21 protein-coding genes are annotated in these 25,732 nt (G+C 64.2%); 9 read left to right on the top strand and 12 right to left on the bottom strand.

Annotated elements, in window-relative coordinates:
- Positions 1 to 112 precede the first annotated feature (112 nt).
- Positions 113 to 1,432: a D-serine ammonia-lyase gene (locus QMY55_RS21630; RefSeq protein ID WP_283486164.1), complete on the top strand. Its 1,320-nt coding sequence runs from the start codon at positions 113 to 115 to the stop codon at positions 1,430 to 1,432.
- A gap of 14 nt (positions 1,433 to 1,446) precedes the next feature.
- Here QMY55_RS21630 and QMY55_RS21625 read toward each other — a convergent pair whose 3' ends face one another.
- The 6 genes from QMY55_RS21625 to purU all read right to left on the bottom strand — a co-directional run bounded on the left by QMY55_RS21625 (position 1,447) and on the right by purU (position 8,927).
- Complete coding sequence (locus QMY55_RS21625) at positions 1,447 to 2,673, bottom strand: PQQ-dependent sugar dehydrogenase (RefSeq protein WP_407650714.1); 1,227 nt, start codon at positions 2,671 to 2,673, stop codon at positions 1,447 to 1,449.
- Between the two features lie 95 nt (positions 2,674 to 2,768).
- Complete coding sequence (locus QMY55_RS21620; RefSeq protein WP_283486162.1) at positions 2,769 to 4,316, bottom strand: FAD-linked oxidase C-terminal domain-containing protein; 1,548 nt, start codon at positions 4,314 to 4,316, stop codon at positions 2,769 to 2,771.
- A gap of 128 nt (positions 4,317 to 4,444) precedes the next feature.
- Complete coding sequence (locus tag QMY55_RS21615) at positions 4,445 to 5,593, bottom strand: ABC transporter substrate-binding protein (RefSeq protein WP_283486161.1); 1,149 nt, start codon at positions 5,591 to 5,593, stop codon at positions 4,445 to 4,447.
- A gap of 177 nt (positions 5,594 to 5,770) precedes the next feature.
- A complete protein-coding gene (locus QMY55_RS21610; RefSeq protein ID WP_283486160.1) occupies positions 5,771 to 6,916 on the bottom strand; it encodes an ABC transporter substrate-binding protein in 1,146 nt (381 codons plus the stop codon).
- 235 nt (positions 6,917 to 7,151) lie between these two features.
- A complete protein-coding gene (locus QMY55_RS21605; protein WP_283486159.1) occupies positions 7,152 to 8,054 on the bottom strand; it encodes a LysR substrate-binding domain-containing protein in 903 nt (300 codons plus the stop codon).
- Between the two features lie 24 nt (positions 8,055 to 8,078).
- A complete protein-coding gene (purU, locus tag QMY55_RS21600; protein ID WP_283486158.1) occupies positions 8,079 to 8,927 on the bottom strand; it encodes a formyltetrahydrofolate deformylase in 849 nt (282 codons plus the stop codon).
- Between the two features lie 51 nt (positions 8,928 to 8,978).
- On the opposite strand from purU, the gene QMY55_RS21595 reads away from it, so the two are divergent.
- Positions 8,979 to 11,687: a sensor domain-containing protein gene (locus QMY55_RS21595; protein ID WP_283486157.1), complete on the top strand. Its 2,709-nt coding sequence runs from the start codon at positions 8,979 to 8,981 to the stop codon at positions 11,685 to 11,687.
- Positions 11,687 to 12,010 carry a hypothetical protein gene (locus QMY55_RS21590; RefSeq protein WP_283486156.1) on the top strand — a complete coding sequence of 108 codons (324 nt, stop codon included), beginning with the start codon at positions 11,687 to 11,689 and terminating at the stop codon, positions 12,008 to 12,010. Before QMY55_RS21595 ends, QMY55_RS21590 begins: the two co-directional genes overlap by 1 nt.
- 5 nt (positions 12,011 to 12,015) lie before the next feature.
- On the opposite strand, the gene QMY55_RS21585 is transcribed toward QMY55_RS21590, so the two are convergent.
- Positions 12,016 to 12,921, bottom strand: a complete 906-nt coding sequence (locus tag QMY55_RS21585; RefSeq protein WP_283486155.1) for a ChaN family lipoprotein — start codon at positions 12,919 to 12,921, stop codon at positions 12,016 to 12,018.
- A gap of 216 nt (positions 12,922 to 13,137) precedes the next feature.
- Between QMY55_RS21585 and QMY55_RS21580 the strand changes: the two genes are divergently transcribed.
- The gene (locus tag QMY55_RS21580; RefSeq protein WP_283486154.1) at positions 13,138 to 14,232 is read left to right on the top strand and encodes an AbrB family transcriptional regulator; all 1,095 of its coding nucleotides are present in this window, start codon (positions 13,138 to 13,140) and stop codon (positions 14,230 to 14,232) included.
- A 3-nt stretch (positions 14,233 to 14,235) separates the two neighbouring features.
- A complete protein-coding gene (locus tag QMY55_RS21575; protein WP_283486153.1) occupies positions 14,236 to 14,466 on the top strand; it encodes a hypothetical protein in 231 nt (76 codons plus the stop codon).
- Between the two features lie 89 nt (positions 14,467 to 14,555).
- Here QMY55_RS21575 and QMY55_RS21570 read toward each other — a convergent pair whose 3' ends face one another.
- The 3 genes from QMY55_RS21570 to QMY55_RS21560 all read right to left on the bottom strand — a co-directional run bounded on the left by QMY55_RS21570 (position 14,556) and on the right by QMY55_RS21560 (position 17,114).
- On the bottom strand, positions 14,556 to 14,852 hold the full coding sequence (locus tag QMY55_RS21570) for a BTH_I0359 family protein (RefSeq protein WP_283486152.1): 297 nt from the start codon (positions 14,850 to 14,852) through the stop codon (positions 14,556 to 14,558).
- Positions 14,853 to 15,118: 266 nt separating this feature from the next.
- A complete protein-coding gene (locus tag QMY55_RS21565; protein ID WP_283486151.1) occupies positions 15,119 to 16,258 on the bottom strand; it encodes a DUF3108 domain-containing protein in 1,140 nt (379 codons plus the stop codon).
- A 64-nt stretch (positions 16,259 to 16,322) separates the two neighbouring features.
- Complete coding sequence (locus QMY55_RS21560) at positions 16,323 to 17,114, bottom strand: IclR family transcriptional regulator (RefSeq protein ID WP_283486150.1); 792 nt, start codon at positions 17,112 to 17,114, stop codon at positions 16,323 to 16,325.
- 109 nt (positions 17,115 to 17,223) lie between these two features.
- Here QMY55_RS21560 and QMY55_RS21555 point away from each other — a divergent pair, with 109 nt between their 5' ends.
- From QMY55_RS21555 to QMY55_RS21545, 3 genes are all read left to right on the top strand, one after another.
- Positions 17,224 to 18,297 carry a fumarylacetoacetate hydrolase family protein gene (locus QMY55_RS21555; protein WP_283486149.1) on the top strand — a complete coding sequence of 358 codons (1,074 nt, stop codon included), beginning with the start codon at positions 17,224 to 17,226 and terminating at the stop codon, positions 18,295 to 18,297.
- 19 nt (positions 18,298 to 18,316) lie between these two features.
- The gene (locus tag QMY55_RS21550) at positions 18,317 to 19,375 is read left to right on the top strand and encodes a TraB/GumN family protein (RefSeq protein WP_283486148.1); all 1,059 of its coding nucleotides are present in this window, start codon (positions 18,317 to 18,319) and stop codon (positions 19,373 to 19,375) included.
- Between the two features lie 85 nt (positions 19,376 to 19,460).
- Positions 19,461 to 20,435, top strand: coding sequence for a Bug family tripartite tricarboxylate transporter substrate binding protein (locus QMY55_RS21545; RefSeq protein ID WP_283486147.1), 975 nt, complete (start codon positions 19,461 to 19,463; stop codon positions 20,433 to 20,435).
- 114 nt (positions 20,436 to 20,549) lie between these two features.
- Here QMY55_RS21545 and QMY55_RS21540 read toward each other — a convergent pair whose 3' ends face one another.
- A complete protein-coding gene (locus QMY55_RS21540; RefSeq protein WP_283486146.1) occupies positions 20,550 to 22,154 on the bottom strand; it encodes a sensor domain-containing diguanylate cyclase in 1,605 nt (534 codons plus the stop codon).
- 155 nt (positions 22,155 to 22,309) lie between these two features.
- A complete protein-coding gene (locus QMY55_RS21535; RefSeq protein ID WP_283486145.1) occupies positions 22,310 to 24,361 on the bottom strand; it encodes a molybdopterin-containing oxidoreductase family protein in 2,052 nt (683 codons plus the stop codon).
- 156 nt (positions 24,362 to 24,517) lie between these two features.
- Between QMY55_RS21535 and QMY55_RS21530 the strand changes: the two genes are divergently transcribed.
- Positions 24,518 to 25,675: an ABC transporter substrate-binding protein gene (locus QMY55_RS21530; protein WP_283486144.1), complete on the top strand. Its 1,158-nt coding sequence runs from the start codon at positions 24,518 to 24,520 to the stop codon at positions 25,673 to 25,675.
- Positions 25,676 to 25,732 lie beyond the last annotated feature (57 nt).

Here is a 25,732-nt window from a genome sequence, read left to right as displayed (position 1 = left end):
TTCTTTCATCCACGGGCTCTGCCGCCATCCACCGCTTGCAGAAATGCAGGTTTCATGATGTGTGTTTGAGAGGGCGGCTACCATGCAGGCCGCTTATCTGAATCTCGCCATCATGCCAAGTATTGAAGTCCAGACCATCGAATCCCTGCGCCAGGCGCGCCCCGCATTCTGGGGAGGGCGCGGTGCTGGCTGCCGCTCTACGCTGCACCTGGAGCCGGCCCAGGTGCAGCAGGCGGTGGATAGATTCAAGCGCTTTGCCCCGCTGCTACAAAGACTGTTTCCTGAATTGCAGGCTTCGGGTGGCCGTATCGAGTCGCCCTTGCTGACCGTGCCCGCGATGCAGCAGGCGCTGGGCCTGCCGCCAGCCATGGGGCAGCTGTGGGTCAAGGCCGATCACAGCCTGCCGGTGGCCGGCTCGGTCAAGGCGCGCGGCGGCGTGCACGAGGTGCTGGAGTATGCCGAGCAGGTGGCGCAGCAGCACGGTCTGCTGGCCGATGGCGACTATGCGCAGCTGGCGTCGGAGCAGGCGCGTGCGGTGTTTGCCCGGTATCAGGTGGCCGTGGGCTCCACCGGCAACCTGGGACTGTCGATCGGCGTCATGGCCTCGGCCCTGGGCTTCCAGGCCACGGTCCATATGTCGGCCGATGCCAAGCAGTGGAAAAAGCAGCGCCTGCGCGCGCGCGGCGTTCAGGTCGTTGAGCATGAAGGCGACTATGCCCAGGCCGTGGCGGCAGGCCGCGCCCTGGCCGAGCAGGATCCGCATTGCCACTTTGTGGATGACGAGCATTCGCTGTCCCTGCTGCTCGGTTATGCGGCAGCTGCTCCGTATCTGGTAGCGCAACTCGCAGAGCAGGGGCTCGTTGTCGATGAAAAACACCCTTTGTTTGTTCATATCCCCTGCGGTGTGGGCGGTGCGCCCGGTGGTGTGACCCTGGGCCTGCAGCAGGCGTTTGGCCCGCATGTGCATTGCTTTTTCGCCGAACCCGTGCAGTCGCCCTGCTTCATGGTGGAGATGCTGGCGGGCACCGCGGCCTTGCCAGGCATGGCGCGGCATCCATCGGTTTATGAGCTGGGCCTGAACAACCGGACCGAGGCCGACGGCCTGGCCGTGCCCAGCGCTTCCGAGCTGGCGGCCGATGTGGTGCGCGGCTTTCTGGCCGGCGTGTTCACGGTGGAGGACGAAACGCTGTTCCGCCATCTGGCGCTGCTGCAGCAAACGCAAGGGCTGCAGATCGAGCCTTCGGCGGCCGCAGGCTTCAGCGGCCCGCGCGCCTTGCTGGAAAGTGCAGCGGGTCAGGATTATCTGCAGCGCCAGAACCTGCTGCCGCATATGCAGAACGCCACGCATATCGTCTGGACCACGGGCGGCCTGTTTGTGCCCGATGAGGAATACGCACGCTTTCTGGCGCGCGGGCGCGAGCTGCTGGCCTGATGGTGTGAGCCGCGCTAGCGCGGCTTGGGGGCACCGCCTGTTTCGCTCATCAGCATCAGCAGGCTGCGGTTGAAGTCCTCGACCACCAGCAAGCGGCCCGCGTGGTCCATGGACATGCCGGTGGGCCGGCCGCGCGGGCGCAGGCCGGCCTTGCTGTCCCAGCCGCTGAGCCAGTTGATGGGCGCGCCCGTGGGCAGGCCCTTGGCATCACGTGCAAAGCCCACGATGCGCTGACCGCCTGCGCCCGGCCCATGCCAGGCCACCAGCAACTGGCCGCCATAGGCGCTGCCGGTCGGCGTGGCCAGCATCTGCAGCGGCGCCACATGGGCGGGCCAGAGCATGTGCGGCGCTTCGGTCTTGCTGCAGTCAAAACGCTTTTCATAGCCCTGAGCGCTCTGGCGCGCACCTACGCAGTAGGGCCAGCCATAGTCGGCACCGGCGCGCAGCAGGTTCAGCTCTTCGGGCGGCTGCTTGGGATCGCGGTAGTCGATATTGTTCTCACCCTGCCAGACCGTGCCTGCAGCAGGTCCGTCGGGCATCACGGCCAGCGCCATGGAGTTGCGTAGGCCCATGGCAAAGGGCTTGAACTCCTTGACCGGGCTGCTGCCCGATTGCAGCACCATGCGCCAGACGGCGGCGCGCGGCATGGCGCCTGTGCGTTCTGGGCAGGGCATGGGCTGCTTCTGGTCATCGCCGCGGCAGCTGTCGCTGAAGCTGCCCATGTTCACGTACAGGCTGCCATCGGGCGCGAAGCTCAGCTCCTTGAGCATATGGGCGCCGTCGGCAGGCAGATTGCCCGTCAGCGCCTCGGGTTGAGGCGACTGGCCCAGCGCAGGTATGGCGGTGCGCCAGATCTTGTCGGCCTCGCCGATATAGACCTTGCCGTCCGGTCCGCGCACCATGCCCGACGGGTAGTGGAGCTTGTCCAGCAGCACCTTGGCTTCCACGGCCTTGGCGGTGGTGCTGGCATTGGCGGGCGTGGCGGCATCGGGCGGCAGGCGCAGCTCGATCAGCTTGCCCACATGGGGCATCCAGTTGCCCATGTCCAGCACCCAGATGCGGCCTGGAGAGATTTCCAGCACGCGCCGCGGAAAGTGCAGGCCATGAGCCTCATCGGCGATCAGGCCCACGCAGGTACCGGCGGGGCTGGTGATGGCCAAGCGGGGATAGGCCCCGCATTTGCCGGTGGAGGTATAGCCACGCGCCTGAGCGCTCTGGGGGCTGGCCAGGGCCAGCAACATGGGGGCCGCCAGGAGCAGGCCTAGCTTGGCGATGGGAGAAATCATCAACGGCTCCGCAAATGCATTGGGAGCCGTGATCTTGCCATGAGCTGCGGTTAAAAACGTGGCAGATCGGGATGGCTGATCTGCCCGCCGCGCACCAGCATCTTGCCGTACTCGGCGCAGCGGTTGAGCGTGGGAATCACCTTGCCGGGGTTGAGCAGGGACTGCGAGTCAAACGCGGCCTTGAGAGCAAGCATCTGGGCGTTTTCCTCGGTGCTGAACTGGGTGCACATGCTGTTGAGCTTTTCCACGCCCACGCCATGCTCGCCGGTCACCGTGCCGCCCATGGCCACGCTGGTTTCCAGAATGTCGGCGCCGAACAGCTCGCAGCGGTGCAGCTCGTCGGGGTTGTTGGCATCGAACAGGATCAGCGGGTGCAGATTGCCGTCACCGGCATGGAACACGTTGGCGCAGCGCAGTTCGTACTTCTTCTCCATCTCCTGGATGGCCAGCAGGATGTCGGCCAGGCGCTTGCGCGGAATGGTGGAGTCCATGCACATATAGTCGGGGCTGATGCGCCCGCTGGCGGGGAAGGCGTTCTTGCGTCCGCTCCAGAAGCGCAGGCGTTCCTCCTCGCTTTCGCTGACGGTGATGGCGGTGGCGCCGGCGTTGCGCAGCACCTCGCTCATGCGGGTGATTTCCTCTTCGACTTCCTCGGGCGTGCCGTCGGATTCGCACAGCAGGATGGCCTCGGCCGTGAGGTCGTAACCTGCGCGCACAAAGTCTTCCACGGCGGCCGTCATGGGCTTGTCCATCATCTCCAGGCCGGCGGGAATGATGCCGGCAGCAATGACGGCGGCCACCGCATCGCCGGCTTTGCGCACATCGTCGAAGCTGGCCATGATGCAGCGCGCCAGCTGGGGCTTGGGGATGAGCTTGACGGTGACTTCGGTGACCACGGCCAGCATGCCCTCGCTGCCTATCATGATGGCCAGCAGGTCCAGGCCCGGCGTATCTAGCGCATCGGAGCCGAATTCCACGGGCTCTCCCGCGATGGTGAAGCCCTTGACCTTGAGCACGTTGTGCACCGTCAGGCCGTACTTGAGGCAGTGCACACCGCCCGAGTTTTCGGCCACGTTGCCGCCGATGGTGCAGGCGATCTGGCTGCTGGGGTCGGGCGCATAGTACAGGCCGTAGGGTGCGGCGGCTTCGCTGATGGCGAGATTGCGCACACCGCACTGAACGAGGGCCGTGCGGCTGTAGGCATCGACCTTGAGGATTTTGTTGAACTTGGCCAGCGACAGCGTCACGCCCATGGGGTGGGGCATGGCACCGCCCGACAGGCCCGTGCCCGCGCCGCGCGCAATGACGGGTGCGCCTATGGCATGGCAGGCCTTGAGTACGGCCTGCACCTGCTCATGGGTCTCGGGCAGGCAGACCAGTAGCGGGCGCTGGCGGTAGGCCGTCAGGCCGTCGCATTCATAGGGCGTGGTGTCCTCGCTCTGGTAGAGCAGGGCATGCGCGGGGACATGGGGGCGCAGCGCGGCCAGGACTTCCGCCTGACGCCGGGCGCGTTCTGACAATTCGGGCTGGCGATGCGCGTCATTGGCGGCCTCGGTACTGCGGTTGACGGTATCGGTGAAAAGGCTGGCGGATGTCATGCCTGCAAATGTAGAGGATGCTCCCGCCCTGTGGCGTGAGTTTTATTGCAGCGCTGTTTGAAAAGCGGTTGTGCGGCCTGTGATTTTGATAGCTGCAACCGCTTTCCTGTACTGGGTTTGAGCCGTTTTTACTCAATAAATCCGCCATGCTGGTTGAGCATGGCCAGGCCCACATAGCCCGAGCCCTGGTGCCGGCCCTGGGCAAAGCGCACGCGCATGGGGCCGTATTGCATATCGCCGAGGCTGTCGAGCGCGCTGACCAGCTTGGCGCGGCTGGTCTCGGCACCGGCCTTGCGCAGGCCCTCCACCAGCGTGTGGATGTTGAGGTAGGCCTCCAGGCCCAGATAGGAGGGCTGGGGCTGGCCAGGGCTGCTCAGCAGCTGCTGGTAGCTCTTGACCGCTGGAATGGCCGCCTTCCAGGGGCTGGGCACCAGGGTGGCAAACACCACGCCGCGGGTGTGCTCGCCCAGGCCCTGCACCAGTGCCTGATTGGCCTGGGCTGCGAGGTTGTAGAACTGCACGCCGACTTGCTGCTTGCGCGACTGGGTGATGAGAGCGGTGGTGGCCGGGGCCGATGCCAGCACGATCACGCCATGCAGGTTGTCCAGCGCAGACAGTGTCTTGCCAAGCTCTGCGGCGTTGCGGCCGTCGGCTTCCAGGGCCAGCTCGATGACAGGTGTGAGCTTGGCCGCGCGAAAAGCGTTGTGGGCGGTCTGCAGGCTGCTGCGGCCGAATTCATCGCTCTGGTAGACCAGCGCAATGCGGTTCTGCCCCACGGACTGGATCTGGTGCACCATGGCCGTGATTTCACTCTCGGTCGATGCGCGCAGATTGAACACATAGCGTGCCGCAGACTCGCGCAGCAGGCCGCTGCCGGCCATGGCGCCAACCAGCGGCGTGTGGCTGGTCTGCAGCGTGGGCAGCATGGCGTTGCAACTGCTGGTGCCCAGGCAGTTGAGCAGGGCCACGGCGCCGTTTTCCACCAGACGGCGCGCATTGAGCTCGGTCTGCGAAGCGCTGAAGTGATCGTCCAGCGCGACCAGCTGCAGATTGCGCCCGGCGATGCCTCCTTGCTGATTGCTGCGCTGTACATAGCTTTGCATGATGCTCAGCAGCTCCTTGCCGGTGCTGGCATGAGGGCCGGTGAGAGGCAGGCTGGTGCCGATGATGATGGGGCCGGTGCTGCTTTGCGCGGCGGCATCGCCCGCGAAAGCGGCGGCCAGGGCCAGAGCGGCCCCTGTGAATACCGCGCGAAGCGGCTTGGGTGAATGCTGCATGGTCTCCTCCCTCTGTTGTTTTTGATGGGATGGAGTTCATGCTGCCACTGCGCACTCCCTGGCCTGCCTAAGTCGCAACAGAGTGTTAGGGTTAGATTGCTTAGCCTTTTCAGGGGCGGCAATCCATGCTCCGCAGCGGCCAGTCAGGCACATGGGCCGGTTCGCGCTTGCCCGTACCTACTCGCGGAACTGGCCGGACTGGTCGATCATGGCCAGTCCCACATAGCTGGAGCCCGTGCGCGCGGGGGCGGCCAGACGCACCTGCATATGGCCGTAGCGCAGCTCGCCCAGGGCCTCCAGCGCCGCAGGCAGATTGCTGCGCTGCACGCCGGGGCCGGCCTTGCGCAGGCCGTCCAGCAGTGCCTGGGTGTTGATGAACACTTCCAGGCCCAGATAGGAAGGCTGTGGCATGCCGCTGGCGCTCAGCAACTGCTGGTAGGACTTGACGGCCGGCACCGAGGTGCGCCAGGGGCTGGGCACCAGGGTGGTGAAGACAATGCCCCGGGTGTGACTGCCCAGGCCTTTGACGACGGCCTGGTTGGCCTGGGCTGCCAGGTTGTAGATTGACTGCTGCAGCTGTGCCTGGCGCGCCTGTGTCACCAGATTGACGGTGGCCGAAGCACCGGCGAACACGATGATGGCTTGAACGGCGGGATCGGCCTGCCTCAGCTGCTGCACGGCGGCCTGTGCATTGCTGCCAGAGGCGTCGACCGCCAGCTCCAGCGCTGCGCTCATGCCGCGTTCCTTGAGCACGGCGTGGGCTACGTCCAGGCTGCTCTGACCAAAGCCGTCTTGCTGATAGACGATGGCGATGCGGGACTGCCCCAGGGTCTGGATCTGCTGCAGCATGGCATTGATTTCGCCCCGGGTGCTGGCGCGCAGCGGATAGACCAGGCGGCCGGGCTGCTGGCGCAGCGGGCCGGCGCCGGCGATGGCGCCGATCAGCGGCGTCTGGCCGCGCTCCAGCTCGGGCTGCATGGCGGCGCAATTGGCCGTGCCCCAGCAGTTGAGCAGGGCCACTGCGCCTTGCTCTGCCAGTGCCCGTGCGTTGGCTGCGGCGCGCTGAGGGTCGTAGCCGTCGTCCAGCAGCTTGAGGCTCAGCTTGCGCCCGCCCACGCCGCCTTCGCGGTTGAAGGCATCGATCTGGGCCTGCATGATGGCCTGGCCCTCCTTGCCCGCAGCTGCCTGGGAGCCGCTGAGCGGCAGGCTGGCGCCGATGATGATGGCCTCCTGTGCCGAGGCCGTGCCCAGGCTCAGGGCGGCGCTCAAGGCCAGCGCCTGCGGCAGTGCGCGTCGCAGCGGTTGTGATGTGGGCAAATGCATGGGTCTCCTCCTGCTGTCATAAATGTTGTGCCCCGATGTTGGTCAAGGGCAGACGCCAGGCAGATGAGGAGGAATACGGCTGTGTCGCGCCGGGGCGACGTTAGGCAGCTGTGACTTGGGGAATGCGGCTGGTTTTGATATGGCGCAACCCGCATGAGGGGAAAAGCGCTATTGATATGAAAAAGGCTTCAATCCGTTTGCTGGAAAGCGCTGAAAGCTATGCTTTTGAAAGTCATCAGTTCATGGACTTGTGCAGCCACTCGGCAAAGGCCGAGCATTCCCAGCGGTCCATGATGCCGGTCTTCCAGCACAGATAGTGGGCATGAGGGCTGGGGGCATCGGTGTCGAACAGGCGCACCAGGGTGCCGTTTTCCAGCCAGGGGGCGCCCAGTTTGTGGCGCACCAAGGCAATGCCCATGCCAGCCGAGGCGGCGTCACACATCAGGCCGATATCGTTGAACTGCGAGCCTTCGTTGGGCTCGGCCATGTCCAGGCCGGTGGCGGCAAACCAGGTGCGCCAGGGCTCGAGCGGGCTGCGCAGCAGCGGCATGCCTTCGAGGTCTTCGGGGTGTTCGAAGGGGCCGTGCTCACGCACAAAGCTCGGCGAGGCCAGTGGAGTGACGGTGTCACGGGCCAGTTCGATGTGCTCCACATCGGCATAGTGGCCGGCGCCAAAGCGCACCATGAGGTCGGCGTCCTCGCCAATCACGTCCAGCAGCGGAATCGAGACCTGCAGCGCAATATCGATTTCGGGATAAGCCTCGGTGAACTGCCGCAGGCGCGGAATCAGGATCACGCGGGCAAATGTCGGGGTGACGGCCAGTTTCAGCCGCCTGCGCCCAGGCGCGGCCGAGGCGCCGGGAAAGCGCTGCAGCGCGCCCAGGCCTTCGCGCACATGGGCCAGATAGGCACTGCCGTCGGTGGTTAGCGAAAAATCCGCCCGGCCGAACAGGCGCGTGCCCAGGATCTGCTCCAGCTGCTTGACGCGGTGGCTGACGGCACTGGGCGTGACGCACAGCTCCTCGGCCGTCTGCGTGACCGAGCGCAGCCGCGCCAGCGCCTCGAAGGTGAGCAGACACTGAATCGGCGGAATCCGCCGGGCAGTGACACTGGTCCAGGCGCTGTGGCTGCCGGTCATGCGGAAAGTCCCAAGCCTGAGAACTTAGCGGAACACCACGGTCTTGTGACCGTTGAGGATCACGCGGCGTTCGCTATGCCACTTCACGGCGCGGGCCAGCACCTGGCTCTCGGTGTCGCGGCCACGGGCCGTCAGGTCTTCCACGGTGTCGGTGTGGTCGGCGCGGGCCACGTCCTGCTCGATGATCGGGCCTTCGTCGAGATCGGCCGTCACATAGTGGGCGGTGGCGCCGATCAGCTTCACGCCGCGGTCATGAGCCTGGTAGTAAGGCTTGGCACCCTTGAAGCTGGGCAGGAAGCTGTGGTGGATGTTGATGGCGCGGCCAGACAGCTTCTTGCACAGGTCGTTGGACAGCACCTGCATGTAGCGCGCCAGCACCACGAGTTCGGCGCCTTCTTCCTCGATGATCTCGTACTGGCGCTCTTCGGCCTGGGCCTTGGTGGCGGCAGTCACGGGGATATGGTGGAAGGGGATGTTGTAGCTGGCGGCGAGTTGATAGAACTCGCGGTGGTTGCTGATGATGGCCTTGATCTCGATAGGCAGCAGGCCCGACTTCCAGCGGAACAGCAGGTCGTTGAGGCAGTGGCCTTCCTTGCTGACCATGATGACGGTCTTGATACGCTCGGCTTTGGAGTGCAAACTCCACTGCATTTGATATTGATCAGCTAATTGAGCAACGGATGCCTTTAGGGAGGCGGCGTCCTTGCCGTCGCAGGCAAACTGCACGCGCATGAAGAACAGGCCGGTGACGGGGTCGTTGTACTGCGCAGCTTCTTCGATATTGCCGCCTTGTTCGAGCAAAAAGCCCGAAACGGCATGCACCAGGCCCAGTCGGTCTGGGCAGGATAAAGTCAAAATATAGGCTTGGGTCATAGCTGGGCAATTGTCGCAGCAAGGCATCGACCCTGCGGACAAAGGAAATACATGAAAAGCGTGGGGGGGCATTCTCGCGTCACACCCTGGGTGCTCGTCACTCTCTACGTGTGCGCAGGAGTGTTGTGGTTGGGCGCACAGGCCTGGGTGCTCAACTATTTTGATGTATCGACACATAGGCAGTCGATACGTTGGCAGATAGGCCTGTTCATCGCTTGGTTGCTGGTGTCGTCGGCCGTGGCGGTCTGGCTGATCACGCGCAAGAGCAGAGCCGACCAGGTGCGCCAGGAGACGGCGCAGGAGCTGGAGCTGGTGGTACGCCATGCGCCCGCAGGCATGGCGCGCGTGCATGTGGGCGGTGCCGAGATCGTCTGGGCCAACGCCAAGCTGGCCGGCTGGCTGGGCTGCAGCGTTGAGTCCATGGCCGGGCAGGACTTTCGCAGTCTGGTGCCGGCCGATGACCGAGTGGAGGTCGAGCAGCAGCTCGGGCGATTGCTCGATGGCCGTCAGGATTATTTTCAGGCCCTGCGCCACTGCACCCATGCGGTTACGGGCAAGGTCACGCCCGTGCTGTGCACGACCAGCCGTGTGGCGGCTTCGGGCGTGCGCGGACCGGTGGCGCTGGTGTGCGTGTTGCAGGATCTGAGCGAGATGGTCAGCGCCCGCAATGCGCTGACACGCAGCGAAACCATGCTGCGCATGGCGCTGGAAGGCAGCGGCAGCGGGGTCTGGGAGTGGGACGCCGTGCAGCAGAAGCTGAACCTGTCCTCGGGCATGAGTGCGCTGCTGCATTACAGGGGCCAGGATCTGTCCCACGATTTTGATTTCTACACGCGTCTGCATCCTGATGATGCGGATGCGGTGCGCTCGGAGATCCGGCAGACGCTGGAACAGGGCAGCATATTGGCGCTGACGGCCAGGCTGCTGTGCTTTGACGGCCTGTATCGCTGGTTCCGCGCCCGTGGTCAGGCGCACAGGGACGTGGATGGCAGGCTGCTGCGCATTTCCGGCTTGCTGACCGATCAGACGGCCAGCCGCGAGGCTGACGAGCGCCGCCGTCTGGCCGCCGCCGTGGTGGAAAACACCATCGAGGGTGTGGTGGTCACCGATGCGCGCAGCCGCATTCTCTCGGTCAACCCCTCATTCACCCGCCTGCTGGGTTTCAGCGAGGCGGAGATGCTGGGCCAGACGCCGCGCATGTTCAAGTCCGGCCGCCATGACAAGGAGTTCTACGATGCCATGTGGGCCAGCATGCATGCCACGGGGCACTGGCAGGGCGAAATCTGGAATCGTCGCAAGAACGGCGAGATCTTTCCCGAGCGCATGTCGTTGAGCGCGGTCAAGGATGCGGCGGGAACCGTCACCCATTACGTCTGCATGTTCACCGATATCTCGGCCGAGAAGGCCCGTGAGCAGCAGCTGGAGTTTCTGGCGCACCGGGATGTCTTGACGGGCCTGCCCAACCGCTCGCATTTTGCGCTCATGCTGGGCGATGCGGTCGAGCGCGCCAAGGCCGAGCAGCGAGGCCTGGCGGTAATGCTGCTCAATATCGACCGCTTCAAGGATGTGAACGACAGCTATGGGCACTCCGTCGGCGACGAGGTGCTCAAGCACATTGCCTTTCAGGTGCAGGGCGCGCTGCGTTATGGCGACATCATCGGCCGACTGGCGGGTGACGAGCTCTGCGTGGTGGCCCAGCATCTGAGCAGCGAGAAGGAGGCGGTGGAAGTTGCCGAGCGCCTGATGGCTGCAGCGGCCAAGGCCTGGATCACACCCGATGGCCTGCCTGTGGTGGTGAGCGTGAGTGTGGGCATCTGTCTGTATCCCGACCATGCATTGACCACCGAGGACCTGATGCAGGGCGCGCACGCCGCCGTCTATGGCGCCAAGAACCGAGGCTCCAATGCCTGGTGCTTTTTTCATGAATACATGACCCAGGCCGCACGCGAGCGGCTGGCGCTGGAGGCGCGGCTGCGCAGGGCGCTGGAACTGGGCCATATGCGGCTGTTCTATCAGCCGCAGGTGGATCTGCACACGGGGCGGCTGACCGGGGCCGAGGCCTTGCTGCGCTGGCATGACCCCGAGGAGGGGCTGATCTCTCCGGCGCGCTTCATTCCCGTGGCCGAGAGCTCGGGCGTCATCGGCCCGCTGGGGCTGTGGGTGCTGGGCGAAGCCTGCCGTCAGGGTCAGGCCTGGCGCGAGGCCGGGTTGCCGGAGCTGACGATTGCGGTGAATGTCTCGCTGCATCAATTCCTTCTCACCGATATCGCGGGCGAGACCGCCCAGGTGCTGGAGACTTCGGGCTTTCCTGCGCATCTGCTGGAACTGGAAATCACCGAAAGCGCGCTGGCCGAAAAACCCGAGGAAGCGTTGGCCGTGCTCAGCCGTCTGCGCGATCTGGGCCTGCGTCTGGCGATTGACGACTTTGGTACCGGCTATTCATCGCTGGCCCACCTCAAGCGCTTTCCGCTGGATCTGCTCAAGATCGACCGAGGCTTTATCTACGACATCCCCAACAGCGGCGACGACATGGCCATCAGCAGCTCCGTCATTGCCCTGGGTCATGCCATGGGACTCAAGGTGCTGGCCGAAGGCGTGGAAACGCAGGAGCAGCTGTCTTTTCTGCAAGACAAGGGCTGTGACTTCTTCCAGGGCTATTTCTGCAGCCGCCCCTTGCCGGCAGAGGACTTTGCACGGCTGCTGGAAAAAGCAGGCGCCGGCCAGCCCCTGGTCGATGTGCAGAGCGGCGTGACAGCCTGATGAACTCAGCCATGTGCCCGCCCTACCAGCCTTATCAGAAGGCTCCAAGCTTCACTTTCAAATTGCCGCTGAGGCTGGTGGAGGCCGTGTTTGGGTGCGGCAACTTCGATGACTGCGGCGATTGGCTGCAGGACTGGATGGCCGAATACCTGGCGGAGCACCCGCCTTCCCGCAGCGGCTATCGCCTCATGCTGGATTGCGATTTCGAGACCGTGCACCCCAACCCCTGGTTTCACACGCTGAACTACACCGCCCAGTTGCCGGATGAGCGGCTGGCGCGGTTGCTGGAGCAGGCCCTCAGGGGCAAGGGCCTGCTGGACTGAGCAGATCAGTTGGCCGGTGTCTGGGGGGCTGGGCGGCTTTTCCACTGCTCGCGCAACTGGGCGCATTGGTCCTGTGAGGCATTGCCCGCCAGTGTCAGAAGCTTGTCTGCTTTCATATTGATAGCTTTTGGCGCTTTATCTGATTGGGCTATCGCCACTTTTTGCCTCAAATCCTTGGGCAGCCAGGTGGGCACGCCGATATCGCTGCGCACATGGCTGCGTCCCGCAACCAGCAGCACGGACTGGCCGGGCCGGCTCCATTGCTGCACGGCGGTGGCAGCGACCTTGGCCATGGATTCATCACGGGCCAGCTGGATGCGGGCCATGGGGGCGAACTGGGACTCGGGCAGCAGGCCGCAGTGACCATCCTTGATAGCGTCCAGCTGCAACTGCCAGCCCGAGGCCGGCAGGTGGCTGTCATAGCGGGACTGGCCCATGGTCTGCTTCATCTGCGCGCGCGGCAGATTGCCGCCCAGCACGGGCACACCGGCGCGCACGGCGTTCATCACCATGGGGCCGTAGTCCTGCCAGGGCCAGCCGCCGCCAGCGGCGCCGCTTTGCCATTGCAGTGCCTGCTGCACCTGCTCCTCTGTAGAGGTGGTGGCCAGACCGGCCGTGCTGCCCCCGGCTGGAGCCATCTCGATCACCAGCGCCCCCAGGCGCTGCCCGGCTGCCAGCCACTGCACGGTTTGTGCTTCCCACTGATGATGGGCAATCTGGTCATGCTGCTCGCCAAGAGCGATGACCTGGGCATCGGTCCATTGCGCCAGCGTCTGCTGCCAGTCGGCACTGGAGGTCAGCGTGCTGGCCTGATGGGCGCAGCCGCCGAGCAGCAATGCGGCGGCCGTGGCCAGAAAAGAAAGCGCGGGGCGCGAAGAATGAGTAGGACTTGCGCAAACAAGGATGCACAAGGAGCGTTCCCATCGGGAAAACTTCTTGCTTGAACCTGATTTGCGTAAGTCGTGATGAGGTGTCAGGCGCATAGATGCCCGAGATGCAGTCCACATAGTTTGACCAGTCCAATCTTGAAAGACGGGGCATGGCTTCGTAGCTGTGGCTTTGCCCACCGAATTTGCCACGATACTGCGGCATCCGCCATTGTCGTGCCTTGTCGGTTTCCCGTGCACATGTCTGCCTTGCCTTCCCCCCGTTTTCTGGCCCAGGTGGCCGTCACTTTGCTGCTGGCCTGGCTGGCGGCGCAGCTGTGCCTGGTGCTGCACACGCCGCTGCCCTGGATGCTGGGGCCGCTGATTTCGGTCTCCCTGGCATCGATTGCCGGGGCGCCCACGCAAAGCTGGGGTCGGCTGCGCAATCTGGGACAGTGGACGATTGGCGGTGCTCTGGGTCTGTATTTCACGCCTGCCGTGACTGCGCTGGTGGCCGGGCTGTGGTGGGCGATTGCGCTGGCCATTGGGTGGGCGCTATTGCTGGGCTGGGCCTTTGGCCGCTGGCTGTACCGGGTGCAGGCCCCCAGCATGCTGCAATTGCCGGACATGACACAGGCGCGGCTGCGCGCCACCACCTATTTTTCAGGCTCGATTGGCGCGGCTTCCGAGATGACGCTGCTGGCCGAGCGCGAACACGCGCGCACCGATCTGGTGGCGGCCAGCCACAGCCTGCGTCTGGTTATCGTCACCGTGACCATCCCGTTTGCGCTGCAATGGGCAGGGCTGCATGGCGACCCCAGCCTGATTGCGCCCAGCATCCGCATCGTGCAATGGCCGGGTCTGGCCTGGCTGATGCTGGCAACGGGGGCCGGGGCGCTGCTGATGCTCAAACTCAAACGGGCCAATCCCTGGTTTCTGGGGGCTCTCATAGTTTCCATGGGGCTGACCATGGCGGGAGTCGAGCTGTCGGCCGTGCCGCAGTGGTTGATGAATGCCGCGCAGCTGGTGATTGGTGTCAGCCTGGGCGTGCGCTTTCGCCGTGAATTTCTGCACACCGCGCCGCGCTGGCTGGGCATGGTGGCCCTGGGCACCGTGGGCCTGATGCTGATCTGTGCGGGTTTTGCCTGGCTGCTGCACTGGGGCACAGGCCTGCCCTGGGTGACACTGCTGCTGGGCACATCGCCGGGCGGCATCACCGAGATGGCCATCACCGCCAAGGTGCTGCAGCTGGGTGTGCCGGTGGTCACGGCCTTTCAGGTCTGCCGCCTGATTGCCGTGCTGCTGCTGGTGGCACCGCTGTATCGCTGGCTCAACCGCGCCTCGCTATCATCCTGAATCATGAAAAAGCCCTGGTTCACCTGCCTGGTCATTAGCCTGAGCGTGGCATTCCTGCTTGGAGGTCTGGTGATGTGGATGGCCTGGCAGCACAATTCTCAATGCGAAATTCACTGCGCGGAGCAGGGCGTCGACTGGGCTTATTGGCTGACATTGGGTGCGGGTGGGTGGCTGATAGGCTTTCTGAGCTGCATGCTGCCGGCCAGCCTGGTGATGTGGCTGCTAAAAAAGTGATAGCGAAATGCGTATGTCCTGTATGGGTAGAGCATGAAAAAAGCCACTCAGGAAATTGAGTGGCTTTTTTGAGAATTCAAGCGGAATGCTTAGTGGATGACGACAGGCTGTTGGGCCAGCCCGGTGTATTTGTCCAGAGCTTCCTCGACCTCTTCTTCCGAAGGGGCGTCCTGTTGCCAGGCCAGGATTTGCTTCTGGAACATCTCGGCCCATGAACCGTCCAGATAGACCTCTTTGCCAGAGCGCTTGTCAACGATCTCAAAACCGTGACGGGGCAGCTGATGGGCTTGGGGCTCAGCCTCGGCGGTGCCTGCCGGAGCGTCTGCTTCCATGTCTGGTCGCAGATGGAGCACCGCAAAGGATTCAGAGTCGTAAAGCATTTGCATGGTGTTCCTCCTTTCACTTCCGTTGTGAGCATGCCTGCCATCGGGAGATGGAGGCTGGATGCAGCATTTCAAGGGTGAAGCGCCTGCCCGGAGCATCTGAGTACAGTATTCCATGGATTTGAATGCCTGGGGACGAACCGGCTTTCCGAAGCTGCAGTAGGCCGCAACGCCGGAACTGCAATCCTGTGCCAGACGGGAGCTGTACGGTGTGTGAGCACTTGTGCTGCCGCGGTTTCTGGTTTTCTCTCAGGGTTTGTGCCGGGTCATCACTGTGGTGCAGCCAGGTATTTCTTGAGTTGCAGATCGACAAAGTCGTCATTTCCCTGATCCAGCCTGATGCGCACCGGCAGATATTGCATGCTCGCGGCCAGCCAGACGGAGCCGCGCTGATCGCTACTCTTGCCGGGCAGCTTGTCCAGGCGCAGGGCCATGATGCTGCCAACGGGCAGCTCCAGCGCTTCGGTGGCTCCCACGCGGAACTGCCAGCGTGCGGCGGCGCGGGCGCTGCTGGAGGTCAGCTCGATCAAGGTGCCGGGCGGATACCGCTCAGGGGCGCCGGCGATCAGGGCCGAGAGCTGCAGGAACACGCTCAGGCGGTCCTGAATGCCGTCCGAGATCGCCGCATCGGCCGTGCCGTCGCTGTAATGGCTCTTGCCGCCTGCCACGTCAAAGTGGGCGGACTGTGTCTTGCGGCCCTTGTCGGTGAAATTCAGCGGCTGCAGTCCCTGGGGCGTGATCAGCCCGTCACTGGTCTGGGAGCGCTCGCCCATCAGAAACATGCTGATGGACTGGCGTGCCTGGTAATACTGGCCGTCCTGCTGCCATTGCAGCTGGGCTCCGGCCGAATAGTGAAAGCCTTTGACCTGGCCCGAAGCATTGAACTCCAGCGTGGCCGAGCCGGGCAGGGCCACGGGCAGGAGCGTGCCGGGTGGTAAGGGCTCTCCACCCCCTGGCCTGACCTGCAGAGGGCGCGCGGTGTCGGCGCCGTTGGCTTCGGGCGCATCGGCGGGAAGCTCTGGGGCTGGTGCAGGCGATGGTGCGGGCGAAGATGTAGGTGCTTCTGATTCAGGAGCTGGCGGCGCAGACTCCTCCATCGGTTGGGCTGAATTTTCTATAGGTTCGTCTGCTGCTGTGGCCGGCTGGGCTGGCTTGGCTGGAGCCGGAGCAGCTACTGGCCTGGGTCTGGGCTTGGGTGCTGGAACGGGTGCCGGGGTCGGAGCTGGAGCAGGGGGAGGCGGCGGGGGCGCAGCCGGCTCCACCAGGCGTGTCTCCATGACCACCGGGGCGGGTGCAGGCGGGACAGGTCCCGAAAGCGATGGCAGACCCAGAAGCACCACGGCATGCGCGCCCAGCACCAGGCCGGTGACGGGAATCAGGGCTCTGTAGGTCTTGGTGGAGCTGCCCATGCCTTGGTCTTTGCGATGATGAGTCTGCGCCAGAAGCGCGGTGGGTAGACGGTGGATGCAGGCCTCAGCCTGCGGCGCCGGCGGCCCAGCCCAGGTCGCTGGACAGCTGGCGGGCGGCAGCCTGCAACGGTGCATCTATGGCACCACCATATTCCGGGTCGAAAGTCGCCAGCGAGCCCAGGGTCATCAGCCCCAGCACCAGGTGTCCCGAAGCGTCGAAGACCGGCACGCAGAAGGCCACGATGCCGGGCAGCAGCGTATCGACCACACGGGCCGTACCGCGCTCGCGCACTTCTGCCAGCATGGAGCAGACGGCCTCTTCGCTCAAGGGCAGGTCCTGGCGACGGGCCTTGCGGGCTCGGTCCATCTCGGGCTCCAGCAGCGGCGCTGTCGCTTCGCGCGGCAGCCAGGCAGCAAAGCAGCGGCCCGTGGCCGAGGCCAGCATGGGCATGACATCGCCCAGGCGCAGATTGGCGGTGACGGCCTGGGCCGATTCTTCCCAGTGCACGATGGTCGGCCCGTGGTTGCCCCAGACCGCAATTGCCACCGTGTGGTTCAGGGCTTCGACCAGGCCGGGCATGCGCTCGCGCGCCAGACGCACGGGGTCCAGGCGGGCCAGAGAGGCCAGGCCTATCTTGAGCGCTGCAGGCCCCAGGTCGTAGCGCGAGTTGCGCTCGTCCTGTGCGACCAGGCCTATGCGCTGAAAGCTCACCAGATAGCGGTGGGCCTTGGCAGCGCTCATGCCGGCAGCGGCGGCCACGTCCTTGAGCATCAGCGGACCGCTGGCCTGCGCCAGGGCTTCGACTAGGGAGAAACCCACCTCGACCGACTGAATCCCTGCGCGTTCCTTATCCATTGCCATAGAATCGTGTTTTGTTTAGTTAAATCAATTTAACCAATCGTAATTTGGCTAGCGTTGCCTGGAATTGTGCCAGCAGCGTGTGCCGCGAGGACAGGAAAAACGCATGAAACTGGCAAGCTACAAGGATGGCTCCCGCGATGGTCAACTGGTCGTCGTCTCCCGTGATCTGAGCATGGCCTGTTATGCCACGGGCATTGCCAACCGCATGCAACAGGTGCTGGACGACTGGAGCTATATGGCCCCGCAGTTGCAGGATCTGTCGCATGAGCTCAACCATGGCAAGGCCCGCCATGCCTTCCCCTTCGACCCCCAGCGCTGCATGGCTCCGCTGCCGCGCGCCTACCAGTGGGCCGATGGTTCGGCCTATATCAACCATGTGGAGCTGGTGCGTAAGGCACGCAACGCCGAAGTGCCGGCCAATTTCTACACCGATCCGCTGATGTACCAGGGCGGCAGCGATGATTTCATCGGCCCCTGCGACGATGTGATCGTGCCCAGCACGGCCATGGGTATCGATTTCGAGGCCGAGATTGCCGTCGTTACCGGCGATGTGCCCATGGGCACGGACGCTCAGGAAGCACTCGATGGCATCCGTCTGGTGATGCTGGTCAACGACGTGAGCCTGCGCAATCTGATCCCCAATGAGCTGGCCAAGGGCTTCGGCTTTTTCCAGAGCAAGCCCGCCACGGCTTTCAGCCCTGTGGCTGTGACCTTGGACGAGTTGGGCGATGCCTGGAAGGGCGGCCGTTTGCATCTGACGCTGCAATCGACCTGGAACGGCCGCAAGGTCGGCATGTGCGATGCGGGCGAGGAGATGACCTTCCACTTCGGCCAGCTGATTGCCCATATCGCCAAGACCCGCAATGTGCGCGCCGGCTCCATCGTCGGCAGCGGCACGGTGAGCAATCGTGGCGTGGAAACCGGCAAGGGCAAGGAAAAACGCATGGAATGGCCCAAGGGCTATAGCTGCATCGCCGAAAAGCGCTGCATAGAGACCATCCAGGACGGTGCGCCCAAGACCGAGTTCATGCAGTTCGGCGACACCATCCGCATCGAGATGAAGGGCAAGGACGGCCAGAGCATCTTTGGCGCCATCGACCAGAACATTGCACCGCCCGGCGGCAATGACAGCGAGCGCGGCGATCAGGAAACGGTCATGGATACTGCGCAGGATTGAAACCCTGACGGAGACCTCTATGCGCGTTCTGCGGATGCCCCCTGTGATGCAACGCCAAAGCCGTTTGCTGAATTTGGCCATGGCGCTGAGCTTGTGCAGCGGCCTGGCCCAGGCGGCCCCCGAAGCCGATCCATCGCTGAAGGACATTCCCATGCCTGCCGTGGCCGCCCCTGCCACCTGCCCCGCCAAGGCGACGGTGCCGGGCAAGAGCGAGATGCAGGCCATGGTGCGCGACGCGCAGGACCGCGGTCTGCTCTGGCGCGTGAGCCATGACGGGCGCGACAGCTGGCTTTATGGCACATCGCATGTGGGCCGCCGCGAATGGCTGATGCCCGGCCGGACGGTCATGGGCGCCATGATGAAGTCCGACAAGCTGGCGCTGGAGCTCAATGTGCTGGACCCGGAGGTGAGCAAGAGCCTGGCCCAGGGCATGAAGGCGCGCGATGATGCGCCCGAGCTGAGCGCAGCGCTGGCGGCACGGCTGGAGTTGCAGCGCGAGAAGGCCTGTGCCCAGGACATCGCGCCGCTGCGCCCCGATGCCCAGGTGGTGGCCTTGCAGGCCCTGGCCGGGCGGCCTTTGGGGGTGTATCCCGACTATGGCGTGGACATGATGCTGGCAGGCATGGCTGCGGGTCTCAGAAAGCCCGTGGTGGGACTGGAGACGCCGGAGCTGCAGATTCGGGAGCTGTTTTCCGACGACCCGGCGCAGGTGTCGGAAAGCGTCAGCGAAGGTCTCAAGCAGCTGGAGAGCGGCAAGGCCCCCGAAATGGTCAATCTGATTGCCGATCTGTGGGCCGATGGCAGGCAGGACCGGCTGGAAAACTACGCCGACTGGTGCGACTGCGCCAACACGCCGCACGAGCGTGCCCAGCTCCAACGCCTGATCGACGGCCGCAATCCCGGCATGGCCGACGGCATCGTCAACCTGCTCAAGGAGGGCGACACCGTCTTTGCCGCCGTGGGCGCGCTGCACATGGTCGGGCCCCATGGCCTGCCCGTGCTGCTGCGCAAAAAAGGCTACAAGGTCGAGCGCGTGCCCCTGAATGCACTCAAGAAAAAACAGGGTGTAACGCAATAAATGCAAGCGCTGTCTGCTATCAATAGTGATAGTGCCGCAGCGCGGATACGGAAAACCAACCGTGATTCACAAGGAGACAAAAACCATGGATAGACGTCAATTTCTGGCAGCCGCCGCTGCCGGCTCGGCTGCTGCCGTTTCCCCTTGGGCCATGGCGCAGGAATGGCCCTCCGGCCCCGTGCGCTGGGTGGTGCCCTACCCACCGGGAGGCGGCACCGATGTGCTGGCCCGCACCGTGGCCGAAGCCATGCGCAAGACGCTGAACCAGACCATCGTGGTGGACAACCGCCCCGGGGCATCGACCAATATCGGCGGTCAGATCGTGGCCTCGGCCAAGCCGGACGGCTACACCATCATGTCGGCCGACAACGCCATCCTGGCCTTCAACGAGCATCTGTTCAGCAAGCTGCCTTTCAATCCCGACAAGGACTTCAGCTATATCGGCGGCATCAGCCGCTTCCCCATGGCGCTGGTGGTGAACCCCGCTTTCGCGGCCAAGGACTTCAAGGAGTTCCTGGCCTATGCCAAGGCCCACCCCGGCAAGCTTGACTACGCCTCGCCCGGCAATGGCTCGCCCCATCACCTGGCCATGGAGCTGTTCAAGAATCGCACCGGCACCAGCCTGACCCATATCCCCTACAAGGGCGCAGCCCCGGCCGTGGCCGATGTGATGGGCGGCCAGGTCCCCTGCATGTTCCTGGATCTGCCTGCGGGCCTGCCCATGATCCAGTCGGGCAAGGTGCGCGCCCTGGCCATCGGTACGGCCAAGCGTATTCCCACGCTGCCCAATGTGCCCACGCTGGCCGAGCTGGGCGTCAAGGATTCCGAGGTCTATGCCTTCCAGGGCATTCTGGGCCCCAAGGCCATGCCGCCGGCCATGGTGCAGCGCCTGAACGGCGACCTGCAAAAAGCGCTCAAGGACCCCGAGGTGGTCAAGCGCATGGCGGACTTCGGCATGGAAGCCCTGCCAGGCACGCCCGAGCAGTTTCATGCCATGGCCCGCGCCGAAGCCAAGCGCTGGGGTGAGGTCATCAAGGCTGCCGGCACCAAGCTGGACTGAGCCGCCGCCAGGAACTGGCGAAAAAAGGCCCGGAGCTTCCGGGCCTTTTTCATGCATGAAAAACGGATCTAGCGCTCTCTCATAAAGCGCTGTTGGCTATCAATACGTGAGTAATCACCGGGCCGTCGTGGCCGGTGGAACGACTTCCACCCGGTTGCGGCCCGCGCGCTTGGCGGCGTAGAGCATGGCGTCGGCCTGCTGGAACACGGTCTTGATGTCGTCGTTGCTGTCGGGCCAGTGCGCCACGCCCAGAGAGACCGAAATCCGGCCCACCGTGGGCAGCTCGGTATGCTCGACCAGCGCGCGCAGGCGCTCGGCAACCTGGGCCGCGCTGTGCAGCGGGGCGGCGGGCAGCAGCAGCAGAAATTCCTCACCGCCCACGCGGCAGGGCGCGTCGTCGGCGCGGGACACTTCCCGTATCTGCCGGCCCAGCTGCCTGATCACCTCGTCGCCCGCGTCATGGCCGAAGCCGTCGTTGATCTTCTTGAAGTGATCGATGTCGATGGCGATCACGGCAAACGGCATCTTCTCGGCCTGGAAAGCGGTGATGGCGGCCTCAAGGTGGCGGCGGTTGCCCAGGCCGGTCAGCGGGTCGGTGTTCACATCCTCGCGCAGCTTGGTGATATTGCGCTGCAGCAGCCCGATGCCGCGCAGCATGGCTTTCTTGAGCTCCTGCGATTCGAAGTACCAGGATTTGACGGACTGGATCTGCTGGGCGGTTTCGGGCCTGTCCATGGCACGCGCACCGTTGGCCAGCTGGCGCAGCGGGCTGGTGATGCGGCGGGCGCTCCACCAGATCACCAGCAGCATCAGCAGGGCGATGGGCAGGGTCTTGTAGAGCACGGAGCGCATCAGCGCGTTGAGCGGAGCCAGCGTGACCGTCTTGGGGCGCTGGGCCACGATGCCCCAGCCTGTGGATGGCACGACGGCGTAACCGGCCAGCATTTCTATGCCCTGGCTGTTGATCAGCGGCGTCTTGCCGGATTCGCCCTGGCTGACCTGATTGATGGCCTCGTTATTGCTGATCCGTTCACCCACGCGCTTGTTGTTGGGGTGATAGATGATGTGCTTGTTCTTGTCCACGACGAAGACATAAGAGCCGTCTTGGTAGAAGTGCGAGCCCAGCAAGGTATCCAGCATGCTCTCCTGCTTGAGGTAGATGCTGCCGCCCACGGCACCCAGATACTGGCCGTCTGCCGCAAAAATGGGTTGGGAGATGAAGATGATGAAGTTGTCCGTCACCGCCATATAGGGCTGGCTGATGATCGGCCCCTTGGCCTGCAGGGCTTCGGTGACACCGGCACTCTTGAGTGTCTTGCCCACGATCTGCAAGGTCTCGGGGGAGGTGGCCAGGACATAGCCTGTCTGGTCTATGACGGTCACGGAGTTGAAGCTCTTGGTCTGCAGACGCAGGCGCGCGGCTTCTTCGCCCAGATAGTGGAGGTCATCCATGTGCCCGGCCATCAGCTTGGCGCTGTAGTCCAGCTGCTGCAGCGCCGATTGCAGAAAGTCATCGGTGCTGCGGGCCAGCTTGGTGGCATAGGCGTAATGGCCTTCCAGCGTGGTATCGATCAGCTGCTGGCGCTGCACCAGATAGCCGGCATAGAAGGTGTTGGCAAACGGGATCAAGGCGCTGCAGATCGTCAGCACCAGGATCAGGCGGCGCAGATCCAGACGGGTAGCAATCCTGGTCGTTTTTTTTATCTTCGGTGATGACATCTGGTCAGGTCGGCAGATGCGCGGGAGTTTTCCTGCGGGTGTCTCTCTTCTGCCGTGTTTTATTCGTAGCTGGTCTGCATTATCTGGCGCCTGCCTTTATCGGGCCGCGCGAATAACCGCAATGACGCAGGTATGGCGTGCAGCTGGCGTCGTGTTCAGAGGGCCTTGGCAACCTGTACGGCGCAGTCGTAAAAGCAGGGGCCGCGACCTATGTCGGTGAGCTGCTGGTGAGTCAGCTCGTTGACATTGGTGCCGTTGGCGCCCTGTTTGCGCCACCAGATGCCCAGGCCCGCCACCACGCCCTGGCGTGCGCGGCCGTTGAGGCTGGCATGGCAGACATGTTCGCCCCGTGCATTGAAGACGCGCAGCAGATCGCCGTCGGCAATGCCGCGCGCGGCCGCATCGTCGGGGTGTATTTCCAGCAGCGGCCTTTCCTCCATGCGCTGCAGGCTGGCGACATTGGTGAAGGTGCTGTTGAGAAAATTGCGTGCCGGCGGCGAGATCATGGCCAGCGGATAGTCGGGCGTGGGCGCTTCGTAGTTGGGCAGATGATCGGGCAGGGTGCTGACGCCCAGCGCGGCCAGCGCCGGGTTGTCGAACTCGCATTTGCCCGATGGCGTTGCAAAGCCGCCGCTGGCAAAAGGAGCCTCAGGCAAGGGGATGGTGGCAAAGCCACGTTCCAGCAGTTCTTCAAAACTGATAGCTGTATGCGCAACTGCCTGGCGGGCCAGAGCCTCATCCGAGTCATGAAAGTGGCTGGCGGCAAACAAGGGGTCCAGCTTGGCCATCTGCGCAGCCAGGTCGCGGAAGATCCGGGCATTGCTGCGGGCCTGGCCTGCGGGCGCGATGGCGGGGCGGTTCAGCAGCACATCGGTATGGCCGTAGCTGCCGTGAATGTCCCAGTGCTCAAGCTGGGTGGTGGCGGGCAGCACATAGTCGGCATGGTCGGCGGTGTCGGTCAGGAAATGCTCCAGCACCACGGTGAACAGGTCTTCACGGGCAAAGCCTGCGGCCACCTTGGCTGATTCGGGAGCCACGGCCACGGGGTTGCTGTTGTAGACGACCACGGCTTCCACCTTGGGCCCGAAGCTGGCATCGCCCGGGTGCAGCAACACATCGCCAATGCTGCTCATGTTCAGCGTGCGCGGGCGGCGTTCGCCCATCAGCCTGGGCATCTGCAGCGCCGCCATGTCAAAGGGCAGCACGCCGGAGCTTGATAGCAGCAGCCCGCCCGCGCGGTGGCGCCAGGCACCGATCAGCGCTGGCAGGCAGGCAATGGCGCGTACCGCGTTGCCGCCGCCGCGCACACGCTGCATGCCGTAGTTCAGGCGGATGGCCGCTGGCTGGCTGCTGCCATAGTCGCGCGCCAGCTGGCGGATCTGCTCTACCGGCAGGCCGCAGACCTGGGCTGCCCGCTCGGGCGGCCATTGCAGGGCGCGGGCCTTGAGGGCCTCCCAGCCCAGTGTGTGACGGGCGAGGTAATCATGGTCCAGCCAATCGTTGACGATCAGCTCGTGCATCAGCGCAAAGGCCAGCGCGGCATCGGTGCCGGGCAGCAACTGCAGGTGCTCGTGGCATTTGTCGGCCGTCTCGCTTTTGCGCGGGTCTATGCAGACCAGCCTGGCGCCCTGGCGCTTGGCCTCCTGGGCGTAACGCCAGAAGTGCAGATTGCTGGTGATGCTGTTGCTGCCCCAGATCAGGATCAGCCGGCTTTCGGCAAAGAATTCCATGCGCATGCCCAGCTTGCCGCCATAGGTGGCGGCCAGGGCCTCGCTGCCGGCGCTGGCGCAGATGGTGCGGTCCAGCAGGCTGGCGCCCAGCTGGTGGAAAAAGCGCCGGTCCATGCTCTGGCCCTGCACCTGGCCCATGGTGCCCGCGTAGCTGTAGGGGAGTATGGCTTCGGGCTGGCGCTGTGCGATCTGGTGCAGGCGCTGGGCAATGTCGCTCAGCGCTTCGTCCCAGCTCACGGGGGTGAACTGGCCCGAGCCTTTGGGGCCGCTGCGCTTGAGCGGCTGCAGCACACGGTCTGCATGGTAGGTGCGCTCCGTGTATTTGCTGACCTTGCTGCACAGCACGCCGCCGGTGTGACGATGTTCTGCATTGCCTTGGACCTTGGTGGCCGTGCCGTCGACCACGGTGGTGACCAGGGCGCAGGTGTCCGGGCAGTCATGCGGACAGGCGCCGCGTACTTGTGCGATGTGGGGCATTTTGGAGCTCTGAGACTGAGGGGAATTCGCGGTGAACGACGGCGATGTCGGCCTATTATGCGACTCGCATTCATGCAGAAAAACATGAAATGCACCACAACCGCAGCGAATGAATCCAAGTCGTACAACAAGCACCAAGCAGGGAGAGCGAGAGCAATGCAAGACAAGCCAATGCGATGGAATCGTCGCCAATTTGTGACTGCTGCAGGCGCAGCGGCAGGAGTCTGGAGCGCCAGCAGCATGGCGCAGGAGGCATCGGGACCTATTGTCCTGGGGCAGTCTTGTGCGCTCAGCGGCCCTTCGGCCCAGCTGGGGACGCAGTTCTCGCAGGGCGCCAAGCTGTACTTTGATCAGCTCAATGCCCAGGGTGGCATCGGCCGCCGCATGGTGGAGCTGCGTACCCTGGACGATGGATATGAGCCCGAGCGCTGCGTGGCCAATACCCAGAAGTTCCTGGCAGACGATGTCATGGCCCTGTTCGGCTACCTGGGCACCCCGACCAGCATGGCCGCCCTGCCTCTGCTGCAGAAGGCCCAGATGCCGCTGATCGCTCCGCTGACCGGTGGCGCTGGTCTGCGCGACCCCAAGCTGGCGCAGACGGTTTTCAACCTGCGGGCTTCCTATGCCGATGAAACCGCACTCATGGTCAAGCAACTGGTGTCGCTGGGGCTCAAGAAGATTGCGGTGTTCTATCAGAACGATGCCTATGGCCAGTCTGGCCTCGATGGTGTGACCCAGGCGTTGCAAGGCCATGGTCTCAAGCCAGTGGGCACGGCCACGGTGGAGCGCAACTCCCAGGATGTGAGCAAGGCGGTCAAGACCCTGGTGCCGCTGGGCGCCGACGTGGTGGTACAGGTGGGCACTTATGCCGCCAGCGCCGCTTTTGTGCGCGCCGCGCGCCAGGCCGGTTATGGCGGGCAGTTCTACAACGTGTCGTTTGTGGGAACGTCGGCACTGGCGCAGGCGCTGGGCAAAGAGGCCGAAGGCGTGGTGGTCACCCAGGTCGTGCCATCGCCCTACAAGACATCGCACCCCCTGGCGCGCGAGTTCCAGGCCGCGCTGCAGAAAGGCGCAGCGGCCCTGCAGCCCAACTATTCAAGCATGGAAGGCTATCTGGCCGCCCGTGTCGTGGCCGAGGCCCTGAAGTCCGCCTCTGCGGGGGGACGCCTGCAGCGCGCGGGTCTGGTGGCAGCGCTGGATGCCCTGAACGGCCAGCAGGTGGCGGGTTTTCCCATCGCTTTCCGGCCTCAGGCGGGCAAGCCCCGCTTTGTGGAGCTGTCCATGCTCACGGGGGACGGCAAGGTACGGGTGTGAGGCTTTGAGGCCGCAAGGGCGCAACGGCTCCGGCTTTGGGTCATCATGGCGTCTTTG

Source organism: Comamonas resistens, from assembly GCF_030064165.1.
GTDB classification, from domain to species: domain Bacteria; phylum Pseudomonadota; class Gammaproteobacteria; order Burkholderiales; family Burkholderiaceae_C; genus Comamonas; species Comamonas resistens.
This window is presented reverse-complemented; position numbering and strand designations above follow the sequence as displayed.

What these genes read in the sequence shown, in the direction of transcription:
- QMY55_RS21615 (WP_283486161.1), bottom strand. Translation starts at nt 5,593, where the DNA reads ATGCAGCATTCACCCAAGCCGCTTCGCGCGGTATTCACAGGGGCCGCT.
- QMY55_RS21610 (WP_283486160.1), bottom strand. Translation starts at nt 6,916, where the DNA reads ATGCATTTGCCCACATCACAACCGCTGCGACGCGCACTGCCGCAGGCG.
- QMY55_RS21620 (WP_283486162.1), bottom strand. Translation starts at nt 4,316, where the DNA reads ATGACATCCGCCAGCCTTTTCACCGATACCGTCAACCGCAGTACCGAG.
- QMY55_RS21550 (WP_283486148.1), top strand. Translation starts at nt 18,317, where the DNA reads ATGCGCGTTCTGCGGATGCCCCCTGTGATGCAACGCCAAAGCCGTTTG.
- QMY55_RS21565 (WP_283486151.1), bottom strand. Translation starts at nt 16,258, where the DNA reads ATGGGCAGCTCCACCAAGACCTACAGAGCCCTGATTCCCGTCACCGGC.
- QMY55_RS21625 (WP_407650714.1), bottom strand. Translation starts at nt 2,673, where the DNA reads ATGTTGCTGGCCCTGGCCAGCCCCCAGAGCGCTCAGGCGCGTGGCTAT.
- QMY55_RS21575 (WP_283486153.1), top strand. Translation starts at nt 14,236, where the DNA reads ATGAAAAAGCCCTGGTTCACCTGCCTGGTCATTAGCCTGAGCGTGGCA.
- QMY55_RS21530 (WP_283486144.1), top strand. Translation starts at nt 24,518, where the DNA reads ATGCAAGACAAGCCAATGCGATGGAATCGTCGCCAATTTGTGACTGCT.
- QMY55_RS21590 (WP_283486156.1), top strand. Translation starts at nt 11,687, where the DNA reads ATGAACTCAGCCATGTGCCCGCCCTACCAGCCTTATCAGAAGGCTCCA.
- QMY55_RS21540 (WP_283486146.1), bottom strand. Translation starts at nt 22,154, where the DNA reads ATGTCATCACCGAAGATAAAAAAAACGACCAGGATTGCTACCCGTCTG.
- QMY55_RS21595 (WP_283486157.1), top strand. Translation starts at nt 8,979, where the DNA reads ATGAAAAGCGTGGGGGGGCATTCTCGCGTCACACCCTGGGTGCTCGTC.
- QMY55_RS21560 (WP_283486150.1), bottom strand. Translation starts at nt 17,114, where the DNA reads ATGGATAAGGAACGCGCAGGGATTCAGTCGGTCGAGGTGGGTTTCTCC.
- QMY55_RS21555 (WP_283486149.1), top strand. Translation starts at nt 17,224, where the DNA reads ATGAAACTGGCAAGCTACAAGGATGGCTCCCGCGATGGTCAACTGGTC.
- QMY55_RS21630 (WP_283486164.1), top strand. Translation starts at nt 113, where the DNA reads ATGCCAAGTATTGAAGTCCAGACCATCGAATCCCTGCGCCAGGCGCGC.
- purU (WP_283486158.1), bottom strand. Translation starts at nt 8,927, where the DNA reads ATGACCCAAGCCTATATTTTGACTTTATCCTGCCCAGACCGACTGGGC.
- QMY55_RS21535 (WP_283486145.1), bottom strand. Translation starts at nt 24,361, where the DNA reads ATGCCCCACATCGCACAAGTACGCGGCGCCTGTCCGCATGACTGCCCG.
- QMY55_RS21545 (WP_283486147.1), top strand. Translation starts at nt 19,461, where the DNA reads ATGGATAGACGTCAATTTCTGGCAGCCGCCGCTGCCGGCTCGGCTGCT.
- QMY55_RS21570 (WP_283486152.1), bottom strand. Translation starts at nt 14,852, where the DNA reads ATGCAAATGCTTTACGACTCTGAATCCTTTGCGGTGCTCCATCTGCGA.
- QMY55_RS21580 (WP_283486154.1), top strand. Translation starts at nt 13,138, where the DNA reads ATGTCTGCCTTGCCTTCCCCCCGTTTTCTGGCCCAGGTGGCCGTCACT.
- QMY55_RS21605 (WP_283486159.1), bottom strand. Translation starts at nt 8,054, where the DNA reads ATGACCGGCAGCCACAGCGCCTGGACCAGTGTCACTGCCCGGCGGATT.